Genomic DNA, 17,113 nt, shown 5'->3' on the forward strand with positions numbered 1-17,113 from the left:
ATTAATTATTGCGTCATGCGATTCTGCCCAAACAGGTCTAATGGTAACCAGTCCTTAGTGTCGTACCGGTTTCTCCTCTTGATTTTTCCATTGCCCAGCTTTACCCACTATTGAGCATAGGGCCTACCCCACCTTCATTGGTGAGGTCCCATACCGCCTTCTTGGGCTGGTACAATTTTGCGAGTATCCAGAGATTAATCAAGCTACCTGTCATCTCATCACCCCGTGTTTTATCTGGGGCCGATTGTCCCGCTAGAAGTTCATATTAATAAACTCCACAGATCCAAGTGCTCCTAGTCTTGCCCAACATGCAATTCGCACCTGCAGACCGCCAGAAAACTCACCCCAACACCCCATGGAGTCAAGCGTATCAGTAGGACCGATAAGGATTTGGGTGCAGCTGTCTCTGCACAGGCGCTCATCGCACTCGGGCGACTACTCACGTGCACGAGCGCAACAGGTCGCGTCACCCCTCCTTGTCACTAGATGACACATTGGCAGAGATGTCCGCACCCTCAGGCAAAGACCGCTCCTTCGAGAGATCCCCGGACCCACCGTTCACGCCGGAAGGCGAGCTGCCGCCGTCAGGCGAACCTGCGCCCTCAGGAGAATGCGCTGCCTCGGCGGAGGAGCCGGGCCCATCATCTGCCCCGATAAGCGAGTCACCGCTGCCAAAGAGGTTCCTCATCTCATCATGCATGTCTTTGGGCACTGCTTTCCAGTTCTCCCTGAACACCTTCTCGCTCGAGAGATCGTCATCTCCACCCGACCGGACCGAGCCATCGGGTGAACTAACGACGGGAAGCGCATCCTTCTGGGACTGATCGATGTTCTTGCCCTGATCCTCACCGCTCACTCTCGGCTCAGATGGGACGCTCTGCCCATGGAAGGGTGGCCTGCCCACCATCAGGCGAAATGCCATGGCCCACATGGCGAAGTCATCTGCCTGGGAAAGAACCGCACAAGGCTGCTTGCCCTGGTCGATTGCCTCCTTGATCGATCCCCTAAAGGAAGGGTCGATATAGTCGAACATGTGGCTCGCCTTCGCATCCTTACCTAGGATAATCTGCGACGCGGGCTCATCTTGCCCCTCTGGCAGATAGAGCGCCGCCATGCTGAAGCCGAGCCTCACCTCGTTCGTCTTTGGGTCATAGAAGATGTTCGAGCTATCGTAGCAGCCGTAGCCATAGCCACAGGTGCGAAGCTGCCCCCAAGCCTTCACCAACGATCGCGCCAACGCGATGCGGGAGTCGCGTTGATCGGCGGCCTCCCTCCCAAGCTTGAGGAGCGACTGGTCATCATCAGGATTTACCATCAGCTCCGAGAGCGGACGAAGCCGCTTGGCGTCAGGTTCAAGGGGAAAGACGAGATAGCCCTGCTCCTTATCGTGTGTCATCGCCACATCGACAGGCCAGGCAGAGTAGGATTGCATCGAATGCTCCGGCACACCACGCTCCCACCATGCTGGATGGCCTTTGGGGGCGCGCTCTTCGCTATCTATGATGATGCTGTTCCAGTGTTGCAGTACCTTGCGTCGCTCCTTCCGCTCGAGCTCGCGTTGTTCTTGTTGCTCTCGGCTCTCATGCTGCTCCTGAGACCCGGACGTCACATGCTCCTCTGGGGGAACATACGGGATGCGAAACAGGGAGTCGATCGGAACGAGGTAGAGACGCTTCCCGACAAGGGGCGCTCCGATCTGCGGAGGTTCACTGGACTTTTGCACGGCCTCCACAAGCTGGTGCTCGCCACCAAAGGCGGAGACGGTCTTGTTGCGCCTGACATAGCTGAGGTGCGGCATGTATGTCACGCTGATAAGGCCATTACCCCTAGCGCCGGGATTAGCAGACACTTCATCCTCCTTCGTTGGCAGCAAAACAAACGCTGGTACAGCTCAGCTTGGACGGCAGGATGCCGAGCCAATCCTCACGGGACTATCTTTCATGACCGAAGGCCCGCCCATAGCCTTCCTATCTTAGGTCGTCCGTCCGATAGAGTCAACGTCATCCGATATGGTCCGCCCCCATTGGCGTCGCTGTCAGTTCACGTGCGCTGAGTTGGGCAATCTATGGGCGGCCATGCGGCAGCAGAGGGAGTCGCGTCACCCGGCTGGTCGTAGAGATCCCAAAGGCGTCCACGCCCGTGCGAGCGCCCATCGATCCATGGCATACACGACACGCGTGAAGACCCGATCGTAACGCTCGATCCTGATAACGACCTTAGCGTCGAAGCAGAGACCTTACCGCATTGATATACAATGGAGCGCGTAGCGCACGCTCTTTTGCCTTAGACGCAAGTGGGGAGGACTACCATGGACGCAAACGCCGACGAGGCCACGGATATCGCCCGAGAGGGACATCGCGCATATGAGAGGGGAGACTACGACGGGGCCTCCTACCTGTACCGCCTGTACAGGCTCGCTGCCGACCAAGGAGACGCCGATGCGCAGTACAACCTGGGCACCATGTACGCAGTGGGTCTCGAGGTGGAGCAGAACGATGCCGAAGCCTTCCGATGGCGCTGGCTCGCTGCCAACCAGGGCCACGCCCATGGGCAGTTCGCCCTAGGCGTCATGTACGAGAGGGGCTGCGGCGTGGAGCGGAACTACGCCGAGGCCTGCCGATGGTACCGGCTCGCTGCCGACCAGGGCCACGCCAAGGCACAGTTCAACCTGGGCGTCATGTACGTGAACGGCTGCGGGGTGGAGCAGAGCGATGCCGAGGCCTTCCGCCTGTTTCGGGAGGCGGCCAACCAGGGATGCGCCGATGCGCAGTGCAACGTGGGCGCCATATACGCGGTGGGTCTCGGGGTGGAGCAGAGCGATGCCGAGGCCTGCCGATGGTACCGGGAGGCGGCCGACCAGGGCCACGCCCAGGCGCAGTACAACCTGGGCGTCATGTACGAGGAGGGCTGCGGGGTGGAGCAGAGCGATGCCGAGGCCTGCCGATGGTACCGGGAGGCGGCCGACCAAGGCCACGCCAGGGCACAGTGCAACCTGGGCGTCATGTACGAGGAGGGCCGCGGGGTGGAGCGGAACTACGCCGAGGCCTTCCGATGGCGCCGGCTCGCTGCCGACCAGGGCCACGCCCAGGCACAGTTCAACTTGGGCGTCATGTACATGATGGGCTGCGGCGTGGAGAAGAGCGATGCCGAGGCCTGCCGATGGTACCGGGAGGCGGCCGACCAGGGCCACGCCGGGGCACAGTCTAACTTGGGCATCATGTACGAGGAGGGCCGCGGGGTGGGGCAGAACTACGCGGAGGCCTTCCGTCTGTTTCGGGAGGCGGCCAACCAGGGATGCGCCGATGCGCAGTACAACTTGGGCGTCATGTACGCGATGGGGCGCGGAATGGAGCAGAGCGATGTCAAGGCCTTCCTCCTGTTCGGGATGGCGGCCAACCAGGGCCACGCCCAGGCGCAGTACAACCTGGGCGTCATGTACGAGAGGGGGCGCGGGGTGAGGCAGGACTACGTGAAGGCCTTCCTCCTGTTCGAGATGGCGGCCAACCAGGGCCACGCCCTAGCGCAGCGGCGGCTTGGCAGCGTATGAGTTCGGTCGGGGCTTTGAGAAGAGCATCGCCATGACCCTCTATTGGTACGAGCAGGCCGCCAGTCAGGGGGACCCATTTGCCTAGGAAGCCCTGCGCTCGATGAAGCCGTAGCGGGGACGAGAGGTATCGGCCCAGACTTTTCAGGAAGTGAATGCGGACAACCTCTGCTCAGCAACGTGATGCTGTATGCTGCCGAGAGGTGAGTGTCTTGCGCAAGATCGACGCATGATTCCCCGCTCACGGCATCAGCGGTATCGTCTCGTGGCATGTCGTCGCGTTGATCCTCTCTCTTGTCCCCTATCACGCCTTTTTCGCCCAAGATTGATCACGGGAAATGCAACGGATGCCCCCGTGGCCATCGCGAGAAGGCAGGGCCATGTTCCGCCTATCCAGGCGGCGTTGACGTCCCTGCGGAATGCGCGGCCCCACGCGAGATCCTCGCCCCCATCGTGAGCGCCCACGCATGTCGTCGAGACGAGAGGTGTTCCTGGGACCATCGGTCTCGATGAGCATACAGCCAGCTGCGGCGGCGCGGCCCCTCGCCTCGCCGAGCTGCTCCTGAGGGACATCCCCGCCCCAGCGCAGACTTGCCAAGCCCCAAGGACTATCCCGAGCTTTGGGTTACCTGACTGTCAAATAACTCTTTACTTTCATTTCGATTTATGAGTAAAATGAAACAGAAATGATTGGGGTGATGTGTCGTGACGTTAAATGCGCCGATAGACGGGGTCAACTTGCCCCTGAGGACCAGTGAAGACCCCATTGCCCAAAAGCTGCCGAGAATATACCTCGAGCTCTTCGACGTGCTCGCCGCCCAGCTCGGGGAAAGCGAGCAGGGCCGCTTCACCTTGGTCGTAGCCAAGGAGCCCCCGACCGTCATTGACGCGCGCAACCTGGCCTATGCCGTCGGGCGCGTGAGCGCGAGACCCATGGTCATACGCTGGGAGGGCATGGACCGTGGCATGATGCGGGCGCTCGAGTCGGAGGGTATCGCCTACATCCGCGACGCAGCTGACGCGTACCTGCCCTTCATGGGCATCAAGGTCTCCTCGGGGCTTGATGCGCCCGAGCCGCGCCCGCTCTCCGCGCAGGCACAGCGCATCGTGCTCAACCTGATCTCCGGGCGCTGGGACGGGCTCACGGCTGGGGAGCTCGCCTCGCTCTGCGGAAGGAGCCGTCCCAGCGTGAGCAAGTACCTCTCCGAGATCCAGGCGATCGCGCCCGGCCTCGTGAGGAGCCGGGGGAAGAGCCGTGTGCTGCGCAACCCCGGCCATCCGGTCGAGGACCTGCTGGACGGGTTCGAGGGGTACCTCTCCAGCCCGGTTGAGCGCAGGGTCAGGATGGCCATCCGGCCCGACGTAGCAACCCTCGGCGATGCCGGCGCGCTGCTCGCGGGAAAGACCGCCCTCGCGTTCTTCTCGGACCTCGCGCACGATGATGGGAGGACGACCGTCGCTATGGACAAGGCCGGCCTGGAGAGGTTTCGCGACGCCTTGGGGGACTCCTGGGTCGAAGCCCCCTGGTACGAGCCTTGCCCGCTCGAGGTTGAGCTGTGGGCATACCCCATAGATGCGCCGTCTGATGTCTCCGTCGTCGCGAGCGGCCTGAGGAGCGTAGACGCGCTCAGTCTCTATGTCGAGTGTTCGAAAAGGGACACCGACGACATCCGGCTCCTGGATGCCGTCGACCAGCTGAGGGAGAGGATATGCCAGTTGTGAGGGGAGTTGAGAGGTTCGCGCAGGCCATGTCGGCCCACGCGGACGACTACGTGCTGATCGGAGGCGGCGCCTGCAGTATCCTCTTCGACGAGGCGGGGCAGAGCTTCAGGGCCACCGATGACCTCGACGTGGTCGTCGCCGACGGCTCAAACGCCGGCTTCGCCCGCGCCCTGTGGGCATTCGTCGCCGAGGGCGGCTACGAGGCCGGGACTCGCCCGACCGGGAGGAGCACCTACTACCGCTTCCGGCTGCCGGAGGGTAGCCGGAACATCGCCAGCTATCCGGCGCAGATTGAGCTCTTCGCACGGCGCCCGGACTTCCCGCTCTCGAGCGAGGCGAGCGAGGTCGCGCCTCTGCCCTTCGACGAGACGGTGTCGAGCCTCTCGGCCATCATCCTGGACGATGAGTGCTACGAGTTCATTCGCGACAACGCAATTCCCACCGCAGTCCCGGCGTGACGATACTGGATGCCATTCACATCATTCCGCTCAAGATGCGCGTGCATATCGACCTGAACCGCAGACACGATGAGGGCCTACGCGTCAACGACAGGGATCTGCGTAAACACCATGCCGATGTGGCCAAGCTCGCTGGCCTGCTCACGCCAGATGCCAGGCTGGGACTCCGCAGGCAGATGAGGCGAGACGCCGAGGACTTCCTGGACGACTTCGAGAGATACGCAGCTCGGCATACCCAGCGCAAGCACCGAGGCCGGCTGTAGGAGACGCTCGTGTTCCTACGGGGCGTATATTTGTAGACTGGAGACCCGGATGCCGCGTGGCATCTGGCGGGCCGTCTTCGAGAAGAGGCTCTCGACCAGGTCCGGCCGAGAGCCATGCCCGGGCGCGGGCGCAAAGGCCGGCGCCTGATCCAAGACCGATATTCACTGGCGTGGGTCATGGTGGCAGTCGCGGCTATCGGCCCCGCTAGCCGGTCTTCTGCCCATGATAAAATGTAGCAAGTAATTATGTTAGATCGCATTATGCAGATAAGCATTATAACAAGGAAGGAAAACATGTTCGTAGGACGGGGGAAGGAGCTCGGGAAGCTCGAGGGGCTGTACGCCAAGGGCGACTTTCAGATGGTGGTACTTTACGGCAAGAGGCGCGTGGGCAAGACCACGCTGGTAAAGGAGTTCGCCTGCGGCAAGAATGCGCTCTACTTCACGGCACTCGAGCAGAGTGACCGCGACAACCTGGCGGACTTTACGCGCAAGCTCATGGGGTTCTTTGACCTGCCAACCCTCTCCGGCTCGTTCTCCGGCTGGGCCGAGGCCTTGGGATTCTTCGCCGATCGCGCGGGAGAAGGGCATGCCGTCCTGGTGTTCGACGAGTTCCCGTACGCCGCCGAGCGCAACAGGTCGCTCCCCTCGATACTGCAGATGGTCATAGACCATAGGCTCAAGGACACGAACGCCTTCGTCATTCTGTGCGGCTCGAACCAGGGATTCATGGAAGGTGAGGTACTTGGCAACAAGAGCCCGCTCTACGGTAGGAGGACCGCCCAGATGAGACTGGCACCCCTGGGGTACCGTGAGGCGGCGCTCATGCTACCCGGTCTGGGCGCCCAGGAGGCGTTTCGCTACTACGCGTGCTTCGGCGGCGTCCCGTACTACCTCTCGCTTATCGACCCTGCGCTACCGCTGCGTGAGAACCTATCGCAGCTTTACTTTGACACGGCGGGCTTCCTCTACGACGAGCCCTTCGCACTGCTGCGCCAAGAGCTCTTTGAGCCCGCCTCATACAACTCCATATTGCGTGCCATCGCCGGAGGCGCGAACAGGCAGGCTCGTATCGCCGACCGCACCGGGATTCCCACGACGAGTCTACCCAGGTACCTGACAACGCTCTGTACCCTCGGGATGATCCGCAGGGCCGTGCCCTTCGGGGAGAACGTCCAGACCTCAAGACGCGGCATATACGTCATCGACGACGCGTGCTATGCGTTCTGGTACCGGTTCGTGATGCCTCGCGTGTCGGACATCGAGGCAGGCCTCGGCGAGGTCGCCGCTCGCTCCATTCCCGATCAGCAGCTTGATGGCTACTGCGGGCACAGGTTCGAGGGGATGTGCGCGGAGTGGATGTCAGAACAGGTGCTGAGGGGCTCACTCCCGATCAGCGCAACGAGCGTGGGCTCTTGGTGGGGCACTGACCCCAAGGTGCGCGAGCAGACTGACATCGACGTCCTTGCGGCCGACCGCAGCGCAAAGACGCTCGTCCTGGGTGAGTGCACGTACCGGGGGAGCTTCGACGAGGTGGCCGAGGTCGAGGACCTCAGGTCAAAGCGCCAGCTTGTGCCCGGATACACGGCCGAAGGCTACTTCCTCTTCACCAGGCACGCGGTTGCGGCGTCCGCCATGAGGAGGTACGCGGGCGAAGGCGCGGTCCGGTTCGTGACGCTCGACGAGATGTACGCTCACCGGTGAGCTCACCGGCCACTCTTGGCAGACGGCCCGTATGATGCCAAAGGCCCGGACATGCGCCCGGACATGGCCGGGCCTGATGGGGTCGCGACGCCAGAGGTAACAGCACAGCCCTACGCCTCAGAGTCGATGAGGATCTTGTCCCTTACGGCAGCGGTGGTCTTGGGCATCTCAAGGACGTCGGCTATGTCGCAAGCCTCGGGTACCCAGCGGCCTCGGCCTCCCTCCCGGCGTGGGCCCAGGGCAGATCACTCGTCCTGAGCTCGGCGACGTGGCCCAGGTCGGCGGGGCGCCGGCATGTGAGGCCCGCCACGAGGCCGGCGGTCGGCGCCGCCAGCCTCGCGTGGCCACCCATTGCGGGCATCGTCGCTCAGCGGCCTCTCGACTGCGCGTGGTGTTTCGCGCCGATGCCATCGACACGGCGGGCGAAAAGACCAAGGTTGCGCCCGGGCGGGGCCACGGGTTCCGAAACATCGACAACCCCAGGGCCCCCGTGACGCCCGGGCGTTCGGACCTGAGGCCCACACTGCCGGGGAGTGACATGACCACCTACCCACATGAACTCACGAAGTCTCAAGGACACCCACGCCCATGCGAGCACCCATCGATTCGTAGCATGCCCGATACGAGGGATGACCCGGTCGGAATGCCCAATCCTGATAACGACCTTAGCGTCGAAGCAGAGACCTTACCGCATTGATATACAATGGAGCGCGTAGCGCACGCTCTTTTGCCTTAGACGCAAGTGGGGAGGACCATGGACGCAAACGCCGACGAGGCCACGGATATCGCCCGAGAGGGACATCGCGCATATGAGAGGGGAGACTACACCAAGGCCTGCCGCCTGTACCGGCTCGCGGCCGGCCAAGGCGACGCGGAGTCGCAGAACAAGCTGGGCCTCATGTACGAGAGGGGCCTCGGCGTGGGGCAGGACTACGCCGAGGCCTGCCGCCTGTACCAGCTTGCGGCCGACCAAGGCCACGCCCGGGCTCAGTGCAACCTAGGCCTCATGTACGAGAGGGGCCATGGAGTGGGGCAGGACTACGTCGAGGCCTGCCGTTGGTACCAGAAGGCGGCCAACCAGGGCTATGCCCGGGCGCAGTGCAACCTGGGATTCATGTACGAGAAGGGCTGCGGGGTGGAGCAGGACCACACAGAGGCCTACCGCCTGTTCCGGAAAGCAGCTGACCAAGGCCACGTCGGTGCACAGTGCAACCTGGGCACCATGTACGAGGGGGGACGTGGCGTGGGGCGGGACTACGTCGAGGCCTGCCGCTGGTACCGAAGGGCGGCCGACCAGGGCTTTGCGAGAGCGCAGTTCAACTTAGGCCTCATGTACGAGGGGGGACGTGGCGTGAAGCAGAGCGACGTCGAGGCCTGCCGCTGGTACCGAAGGGCGGCAGTCCAGGGCAACGCCGATGCTCAGTGTAACCTGGGCCTCATGTACGAGGGGGGACGTGGCGTGGGGCAGAGCGACGTCGAGGCCTGCCGCTGGTACCGAAGGGCGGCAGTCCAGGGCAACGCCGATGCTCAGTGTAACCTGGGCCTCATGTACGAGGGGGGACGTGGCGTGGGGCAGAGCGACGCCGAGGCCTGTCGCCTGTTCCGGCTCGCGGCCGACCAGGACAACGCTCTGGCGCAGCTCAACTTAGGCACCATGTATGGGGAGGGCCGCGGCGTGGAGCAGGACCACAGGGAGGCCTGCCGATGGTACCGGAGGGCGGCCGACCAGGGCGACGCCGATGCGCAGTGCGCCCTGGGCCTCATGTACAAGATGGGCCTCGGAGTGGAACGGAGCGACGCAGAGGCCTGCCGCCTGTTCCGGCTCGCGGCCGACCAGGGCAACGCTTTGGCGCAGCTCAACTTAGGCGCCATGTATGGGGAGGGCCGCGGCGTGGAGTAGGACCACAGGGAGGCTTGCCGATGGTACCGGAGGGCGGCCGGCCAGGGCGACGCCGATGCGCAGCGACGACTTGGCAGCATGTACGAGTCTGGCAAAGGTGTTGAGAGGAACATCCCCATGGCTCGTCATTGGTACGGATTAGCCACCAGTCAGGGGAACGCGCGAGCCCAGGGCGCCTTGCGCTCAATGAGACCGAAATCGGGACGCTCGCCTCGAGCGCCCTCTAATCGTCCGCCTCTATGTCCACTTCCCCGGCAATGTCAGTCATGGCCGAAAGGTCGGAGTCGTCCTGTATCGTGGACTCGCCGCTCCTCGAGTAGCTGAGGCTCCCCTCCCCGGGCACGACCTCGTCCGCCCTGACGTCCCCCTCGACCTCGAGCCGCAGCATGGTCCGCAGGAGGTCGGCGTAGACCTCACGCACGAAGTCACCAAAAAAGTGGAGCGCCTCCCTCTTGTACTCCACGAGCGGGTCGCGCTGTGCCAGGCCGCGAAGGCCCACGCCCTGCCTGAGGTGGTCCACGTACACGAGGTGGTCCACCCAGCGCTGGTCGAGCTTGCGCAGCAGCGCCCGGCGGCAGAGATCGCCGAAGGCCTCCCCGCCCATCGCCCCCCTCCGGGCGTCCCAGCGCTCGGCGAAGACCTCCTCGATGCCGTCGGCCAGCTCGTCCACGCCCGCGCCCTCTCCGAGCTCCGCCGCGTCAAAGGATTCGTCGCCGGTCATGTCGCCCACCCAGGCGTTGAGGCCATCGACGTCCCGCTCCCCCTTGCGGCGCGCCCCCCGCAGGTCTCCTCTACGATGGCGCCTATGGTGTCGCGGGCATGCCCGGCACAACATGGTCATGCCCGATAGCGCACCCCTCAGCTGGAGCGACGGACCAGGTGGTACCGCCGCCCCCCGTCGCGTCTCCCGCGCTCGCTCACGGCACCCAGCGCGCTGGCGACGTAACCTACACAGAGGGCCTATAATGGTCCCGACGGCGGTGGCGGCCACGGACGAGGAGGGCGATCACATGGCCCACGCGAGCGGGGTCAGGGAGGCCGTCGCCTCCCTGAGGCCCATAGACGACCTGATGTTTCGGGTGATGGCGAGGGACCTCGCCTTCTGCCGGGAGCTCTTGGGGGTGCTGCTCCAGGACCCGGGGCTCGAGGTGGTGAAGAGCACGCCACAGTCCGCCGTCACGAACACGCGGGGGCGCTCGGCGGTGCTCGACGCCCTCTGCGAGCTCTCGGACGGCAGGCTCGTGGACGTCGAGGTGCAGCGCGCCGACAAGGGCGACCTCCAGAGGCGGGCGCGCTACTACGCCTCGCTCGTTACGGCCGACAGGACGCGCCCGGGCACACCCTTCGAGGACGTCCCGGACGTCTGCGTCGTGCTCGTCTGCGAGTTCGACCCCCTCAAGGGCGGCCGGCCGCTGTATCATGTGGACAGGGTCGTGAGGGAGACCGGCGAGTCGGCCGAGAACGGCCTCGAGGAGCTCTACGTGAACGCCCTGGCGAGGGACGGAGACAAGGTCTCCGCCCTCATGAGGCTTTTCGTCGAGGCCGAGGCGTACGACGAGGCGCGCTTCCCGGAGACGTCGAGGGTGAAGCGAAGGCTCAGGGAGACGGAGGAGGGGCGAGAGGACATGGGAAGCGTCATAGAGGAGATCTGCGCAAAGAACAGGCTCGAGGGCAAGGCCGAGGGCATCGCCGAGGGCATCGCCGAGGGTGAGGCCAGGGGGACGCTCAAGACGCTCGGCAGGCTCGTGCGCGACGGGCTCGTGAGCGTGCAGGACGCCGCCGCCTCGGCGGGGGTGGACGCAGACGAGATCAGGCGCGCCCTCGCGGCGGAGGGGTGAGGCCGGCCGCAGATGGGTGACGGCCAGCTGGCCCGCCCAGCCCACCCGTGGTCGGGGACCGGCGAGACCAGCGAAATCGGGGCGGACGCCTCGAGCGCCCCCTAATCGTCCGCCTCTATGTCCACTTCCCCGGCAATGTCGGCCATGACCGGGAGGTCGGAGTCGTCCTGTATCGTGGACTCGCCGCTCCTCGAGTAGCTGAGGTTCTCCTCGCGGAAGGGGTTCCCCTCCCCGGGCACGACCTCGTCCGCCCTGACGCCCCCCTCGACCTCGAGCCGCAGCATGGTCCGCAGGAGGTCGGCGTAGATCTCCCTCACGAGGTCCCTGAAGGAGTCGAGCGCCTCCCTCTTGTACTCCACGAGCGGGTCGCGCTGTGCCAGGCCGCGAAGGCCCATGCCCTGCCTGAGGTGGTCCATGTCCACGAGGTGGTCGACCCAGTGCTGGTCGAGCGAGCGCAGCAGCACCTGTCGGCAGAGCTCGCCGAAGGCCTCCCCGCCCATCGCCCCCTTCTGGGCGTCCCAGCGCTCGGCGAAGGCTGCCTCGATGCCGTCGGCCAGCTCGTCCACGCCCGCGCCCTCTCCGAGCCCCAACGCGTCGAAGGACCCGTCGCCGGTCATGTCGCCCACCCAGGCGTTGAGGCCATCGACGTCCCGCTCCCCCTTGGCGTGAGAGCCCCCGCAGGTCTCCTCGACGATGGCGCCTATGATGTCGACGGCGTGCCCGATGGCGCGTCCCTCTATGTCCGCGCCGTCCAGGATGGCGTCGCGCTCGGCGTAGACGGCCCGGCGCTGCCTGTCCATCACGTCGTCGTAGTCGAGCACCTGCTTGCGCATCCCGTAGTGCATGCTCTCGACCCTCTCCTGGGCCTTAGTGACCTGCGCGGAGATCCTCCTGTCCTCCGCAGGCTCCTCCTCTCCCCAGCCCGCCCTCCGCATGACCCTCGACATCGCGTCCAGGCGTCCCCTGCCGTAGTGGCGAAGCAGCCTGTCCTCGAGCGAGAGGTAGAAGCGGCTCTCGCCGGGGTCCCCCTGGCGGCCGGAGCGCCCGCGCAGCTGGTCGTCGATGCGGCGGCTGTCGTGGCGCTCGGTGCCGATGACCAGAAGCCCGCCGCTCCTGAGCACGGCTTCGCGCCCAACGGACGCCATCTGGTTCTGGGCGTAGCGCTCGGCCTGCTCGAGCTGCCATGGGAAGGCGCCCCCGGGGCCCTTTGCCCCAAGCTGCCGGAGCCTCTCGTGGACGTAGCCCTCGTGGCTGCCACCGAGGATGATGTCGGTGCCGCGTCCGGCCATGTTGGTCGCTATCGTGACGGCACCCACTCTGCCGGCGTTCGCGACGATGGCGGCCTCGCGCCCGGGGTCCTTGGCGTTGAGGGTCTGGTGCGGGATCCCCCGCTCTTCCATCAGGCGGTCGAGCTCCTCGCTCGCTTCGACCGACGTGGTGCCCACGAGCACCGGCTGTCCCTTCGCGTAACGCCGCCCGACCTCGTCCACCACGGCCCTGAGCTTGTCCTGCCTGGTGAGGAAGACGTAGTCCTCCCGGTCCTCCCGGATCACGGGCCTGTTGGTGGGGATGGTGACGACCGGCGTGCCGTAGGTCTCCCTGAGCTCGGCGTCGGCGCTCTTGGCCGTGCCCGCCATGCCCGAGAGCTTGTCGTAGAGGCGTAGGTAGTTCTGCAGCGTGACCGTCGCGACGGTCACGGACTCGTGGAGCACCTCCACGCCCTCCTTGGCCTCGATGGCCTGGTGGAGGCCCTCCGAGTACCGACGCCCCTTGAGTATGCGGCCCGTGAACTCGTCGACTATCTTGACCTTCCCCTCCACGACCACGTACTGGTCGTCCCTGTGGAAGAGGAAGCGGGCCCTGAGCGCCTGCCTGAGGTGGTTGGCCATCTGACCGGAGAGATCCGAATACAGGTCATCGAGGCCCAGCCACCACTCTATCTTGCGTAGCCCCTCCTCGGTGGCGTATACGGTGTGCTTTGCCTCATCCACCGAGACGTCGTCCTCTGAGAGCCCCTCCACCGCCCTTGCGAACTGTATGTAGCGCTCGACCGGGGTGGGGTCGACGCCCGAGATGATGAGCGGCGTCCTCGCCTCGTCGATGAGGATGGAGTCCGCGTCGTCCACGATCGCGAAGGCGTGTCCGCGCTGCACGCGCTGGTTCGCTCTCGTGACCATATGATCGCGCAGGTAGTCGAAGCCGAACTCGCTGTTGGTGCCGTAGGTGATGTCAGCCGCATATGCCGGTTTCTTGCGGTCGAACTTCATGTCGTTCTGCAGGCAGCCCACACTCATGCCCAGGCGCCTATAGACTCTGCCCATCCACTCGCTGTCGCGCTTGGCGAGGTAGTCGTTCACGGTGACGACGTGGACGCCCTTGCCGGCGATGGCGTTCAGGTAGGCCGCGAGCGGGGCGACGAGGGTCTTCCCCTCGCCACCTTTCATCTCGGCGATCATGCCCCGATGCAGGACGACGCCCCCCATGAGCTGCACCGGGAAGTGACGCATCCCGAGGGCACGCCCGGAGGCCTCTCTCACGGCGGCGAAGGCCTCCGGGAGCAGCTCGTCGAGGGTCTCTCCCCGCCTGTGGCGCTCCCTGAAGTGTGCGGTCATGTCCCTTAGCTCCTCGTCCGACATGGACTCGAAGCGATCCGAGAGGTCCTCGACCTTGCTGGCTATCCTCTCGAACTCCTTTTGACGCGTGCCCTCGCCCATCGAGAGGGCATGCGTAAACAGCCTCTCCCTAGTCATCGAACTCATCCACGATCCCTTCGACTTCCCCTCACAAGCTGTCCGCGTCCCGTGCCCTATTTGCCCATCGGTGCCCTCGCGGTCCTCCTGCCCTGGTAGTCCCTAGGCATCTTGCCGCCCCGGGAGCGAGCCTCTCCACGAGCCGTTCCCCCGTAGGGGCCCGAAGCTCCTGCCTCGCGAGCTGCGGAGGCCGCTCCAGAGGCGAGGTCCGAGCCAGAGGCGCCCGTCTCGCCCGCCCTTCCCCGCTTTGGGGCGAGGCGCGCCGTCGCCTTGCCAACGCCCCGGTTACCGCCGGCGTCAGTCGGGCCGGAGTAGCGGGCCCCACGCAGGGCGCCGTCGTTTTCGGACTCGAGCTGGCGGGTCTGCGCGCTGGAAGTGAACCCCACCCTCAGAATGATGCGTAGGAAGTCCTCATGCATGGTGTTGATGAGCTCAGCAAAGGCGACGTTCGATTCCCTCTCGTACTCAAGGAGAGGATCACCAGAGCCGTACCCGCGCTGGCTGACGAGCGCCCTGAGGTAGTCCATCTCCTGCAGGTAGACCGTCCAGCGCGCATCGATGATCCGCAGCATGACCTGGGCGGAGAGGGCTCGCATGGTCCCGTCTGGGAGTCTCTCGGACCTTTCCCCGTAGCAGCGGCTGATGAAGCCCTCAATCCGTCCGACCACCTTGTCTCTGCTCGACCCATCCCCTATCCAGAGAGCGTTAGCGCGACCGGTGAGCCCAGCCACCCATCCGCGCAGCCCCTCGAGGTCCCATTCACTGGAGCTCACGTCCTTTGAAAAGAACTCCGGGATACGATAACCCACAACATCGCTGATAACGTCGCCAATGACGTCATCGACGTCGCCCACGCCATCGGTGAGGACCTTGTTGCGCTCCGCGTAGATCGCCCGGCGCTGCCCGTCTATGACATCGTCGTAGTCAAGAATGCTCTTGCGCATGGAAAAGTTTACCTCCTCGACCTTGCGCTGGGCGTCCTCGACGGCCCTCATGACCTTCCTCGACTGAACGGGCATGCTCTCAGGCAGCCTAGAGCGCTCCATCGCGGCGGCAATCCTGTCCATGCGCTCGCCCCCAAAGAGGCACATGAGATCATCCTCGAGCGAGAGGTAGAACTGGGTCTCGCCTGGGTCTCCCCAGAGGCCCGCGCAATCCCTCAGCTGGCTGTCGAGGCGACGACTCTCGTGGCGCTCGGTACCGATCACGCAGAGGCCTCCTGCCTTGAGGACGTGCTCCCTCTTGGTCTTGTAGATTCCCTCGGCCTTCGCGATCACCTCATCGCTCGACTCGCGTGCCTCTTCCGTTCCCTTGTCGGCGTCAAGGTAGCCCTTCTTACGCAGCATGCCGCGTGCAAGCTCGGTGGGGTTGCCGCCAAGCAGGATGTCGGTGCCACGCCCGGCCATGTCAGTCGCTATCGTGACGGCGCCCTTACGGCCGGCCTGGGCCATAATGTGAGCCTCGCGCTCGGGGTCCGTGGAGCTTAGGACCTTGTGTCTGACACCGCGCATGTCGAGCAGGCGCGAGAGCCGCTCTGAGTCCTCGCCCGAGACGGTGCCGATAAGTACCGGCTGACCGTTTGCGTGACGCTCGGCGACGGCATCGGCGACGGCGTTGAGCTTTGCGTCTACGCTCCGGTAGACGAGATCGTCGTGATCGACGCGAATGACTGGTTCGTTGGGCGTGATGGGCTGCACGGGTAGCCCGTAGACCTCGCGAAGCTCACCGTCCTCCGTCATGGCCGTGCCCGCCATGCCCGAGAGCCTATCATAGAGTCGGAAGTAATTCTGCAAGGTGATGGTGGCGAGGGTCTGGTTCTCCTTGCGAACGGGCACACCCTCCTTCGCCTCGATGGCCTGGTGAAGCCCCCCCGGATAGCGCCTGCCCTCCATGGTGCGGTCTGCGAGCTCTCCGGCGATCTTGACCTCGTCGCCCTCGACCACGTACTGCTGGTCGCGGTGAAAGAGATACTGGGCCCTGAGCGCCTGTCTGAGATGGTTGAGTAGCCGACCATAGGGGTCGGAGTACAGGTCGCCCGCGCCGAGCCGCTTCTCGATCTTGCGCAGGCCCACCTTGGTGGCCTCGATGGAGCGCCTCTCCTCATCAACCTTGAAGTCGACATCGGCAACGAGGCCCCGCACGGCACGAGCGAACCGCTCATACTCGACCGTCACGTTGCCACCCGCACCCGAGATGGTGAGCGGCGTCATCGCCTCGTCGATGAGGATGGTGTCCGCCTCGTCCACGATGGCGACGGCATGGCCGCGCTGTACGCGCTGTTCAGGGAGGGTGATCATGTTGTCGCGCAGATAGTCGAAGCCGAACTCGTTGCTGGTACCGTAGGTGATATCGGTTCGGTAGGCGGCCTTCCTGCGCTCGGGACTCATGCCACCCTGCAGGAGGCCGACGTCCATGCCCAGGCGATCATAGATCAAAGACACCATCTTGGCGTCACGCCTGGCAAGGTAGTCGTTGATCGTCACGACATGGACGCCCCTACCAGGGATAGCGTTGAGGTAACCAGGGAGCGTCGCGACGAGGGTCTTACCCTCACCGGAGCGCATCTCGGCGATCATGCCCATGTGCAGGACAATGCCACCGACGACCTGCGTGTCGAAGTGACGAAGCCCCAGCGCCCGCCTTGATGCCTCCCTCACGGCAGAGAAGGCCTCGGGGAGCAGCTCGTCGAGCGTCTCTCCCCTCTCGTGACGTTCCTTGAACCATGCGGTCATGGACCTGAGGGCGTCATCAGGCATGGCCTCGAAGCGGGTCGAAAGGTCGTTGACCTTCTTAACCATCCTCTCGAGTCCCCTGAATTGCCTATCGACATCCCGGTGGATGGACTTGAACATGTGATCCCCCAATGGTTCGCGTGACATTCCATAACGCATATACTGTGACTACTTTAGCTGATTCTCGAGATTTGTCAACTTC

At 64.5% G+C, this 17,113-nt stretch carries 12 protein-coding genes; 8 read left to right on the plus strand and 4 right to left on the minus strand.

The features are described 5' to 3' along the window. Positions 1–466 precede the first annotated feature (466 nt). Positions 467–1,849, minus strand: a complete 1,383-nt coding sequence (locus tag ADJ70_RS10305) for a hypothetical protein (RefSeq protein WP_050341193.1) — start codon at positions 1,847–1,849, stop codon at positions 467–469. Positions 1,850–2,308: 459 nt separating this feature from the next. On the opposite strand from ADJ70_RS10305, the gene ADJ70_RS15560 reads away from it, so the two are divergent. The 7 genes from ADJ70_RS15560 to ADJ70_RS15735 all read left to right on the plus strand — a co-directional run bounded on the left by ADJ70_RS15560 (position 2,309) and on the right by ADJ70_RS15735 (position 9,915). Next, complete coding sequence (locus ADJ70_RS15560; protein ID WP_050341195.1) at positions 2,309–3,547, plus strand: SEL1-like repeat protein; 1,239 nt, start codon at positions 2,309–2,311, stop codon at positions 3,545–3,547. Positions 3,548–4,249: 702 nt separating this feature from the next. Beyond that, the gene (locus ADJ70_RS10315) at positions 4,250–5,266 is read left to right on the plus strand and encodes a hypothetical protein (protein ID WP_062393139.1); all 1,017 of its coding nucleotides are present in this window, start codon (positions 4,250–4,252) and stop codon (positions 5,264–5,266) included. After that, complete coding sequence (locus tag ADJ70_RS10320) at positions 5,254–5,724, plus strand: hypothetical protein (RefSeq protein ID WP_157051508.1); 471 nt, start codon at positions 5,254–5,256, stop codon at positions 5,722–5,724. Before ADJ70_RS10315 ends, ADJ70_RS10320 begins: the two co-directional genes overlap by 13 nt. Further along, on the plus strand, positions 5,721–5,987 hold the full coding sequence (locus tag ADJ70_RS10325) for a hypothetical protein (RefSeq protein WP_050341198.1): 267 nt from the start codon (positions 5,721–5,723) through the stop codon (positions 5,985–5,987). Before ADJ70_RS10320 ends, ADJ70_RS10325 begins: the two co-directional genes overlap by 4 nt. Positions 5,988–6,281: 294 nt before the next feature. Further along, positions 6,282–7,691, plus strand: coding sequence for an ATP-binding protein (locus tag ADJ70_RS10330; RefSeq protein ID WP_050341202.1), 1,410 nt, complete (start codon positions 6,282–6,284; stop codon positions 7,689–7,691). 754 nt (positions 7,692–8,445) lie between these two features. Beyond that, positions 8,446–9,591 (plus strand): tetratricopeptide repeat protein, encoded by a 1,146-nt coding sequence (locus tag ADJ70_RS15565; protein WP_050341207.1) that lies wholly within the window; start codon positions 8,446–8,448, stop codon positions 9,589–9,591. Between the two features lie 78 nt (positions 9,592–9,669). Beyond that, positions 9,670–9,915, plus strand: a complete 246-nt coding sequence (locus ADJ70_RS15735) for a sel1 repeat family protein (protein ID WP_083443958.1) — start codon at positions 9,670–9,672, stop codon at positions 9,913–9,915. Here the strand turns inward: ADJ70_RS15735 and ADJ70_RS10345 are convergent. Next, entirely contained in the window at positions 9,815–10,312 is a 498-nt protein-coding gene (locus tag ADJ70_RS10345; protein WP_172674487.1) for a hypothetical protein, read from the minus strand. The two genes, ADJ70_RS15735 and ADJ70_RS10345, sit on opposite strands and share 101 nt — an antisense overlap. Positions 10,313–10,556: 244 nt before the next feature. Here ADJ70_RS10345 and ADJ70_RS10350 point away from each other — a divergent pair, with 244 nt between their 5' ends. Next, positions 10,557–11,429 carry an Rpn family recombination-promoting nuclease/putative transposase gene (locus ADJ70_RS10350; RefSeq protein ID WP_050341209.1) on the plus strand — a complete coding sequence of 291 codons (873 nt, stop codon included), beginning with the start codon at positions 10,557–10,559 and terminating at the stop codon, positions 11,427–11,429. Positions 11,430–11,530: 101 nt separating this feature from the next. Here ADJ70_RS10350 and secA (ADJ70_RS10355) read toward each other — a convergent pair whose 3' ends face one another. Then, positions 11,531–14,188: a preprotein translocase subunit SecA gene (gene secA, locus ADJ70_RS10355; protein ID WP_050341210.1), complete on the minus strand. Its 2,658-nt coding sequence runs from the start codon at positions 14,186–14,188 to the stop codon at positions 11,531–11,533. A 47-nt stretch (positions 14,189–14,235) separates the two neighbouring features. Continuing rightward, positions 14,236–17,031: a preprotein translocase subunit SecA gene (secA, locus tag ADJ70_RS10360; protein ID WP_050341211.1), complete on the minus strand. Its 2,796-nt coding sequence runs from the start codon at positions 17,029–17,031 to the stop codon at positions 14,236–14,238. Positions 17,032–17,113: the final 82 nt, after the last annotated feature.

It is taken from the genome of Olsenella sp. oral taxon 807 (genome assembly GCF_001189515.2).
Classification (GTDB): Bacteria; Actinomycetota; Coriobacteriia; order Coriobacteriales; family Atopobiaceae; genus Olsenella_F.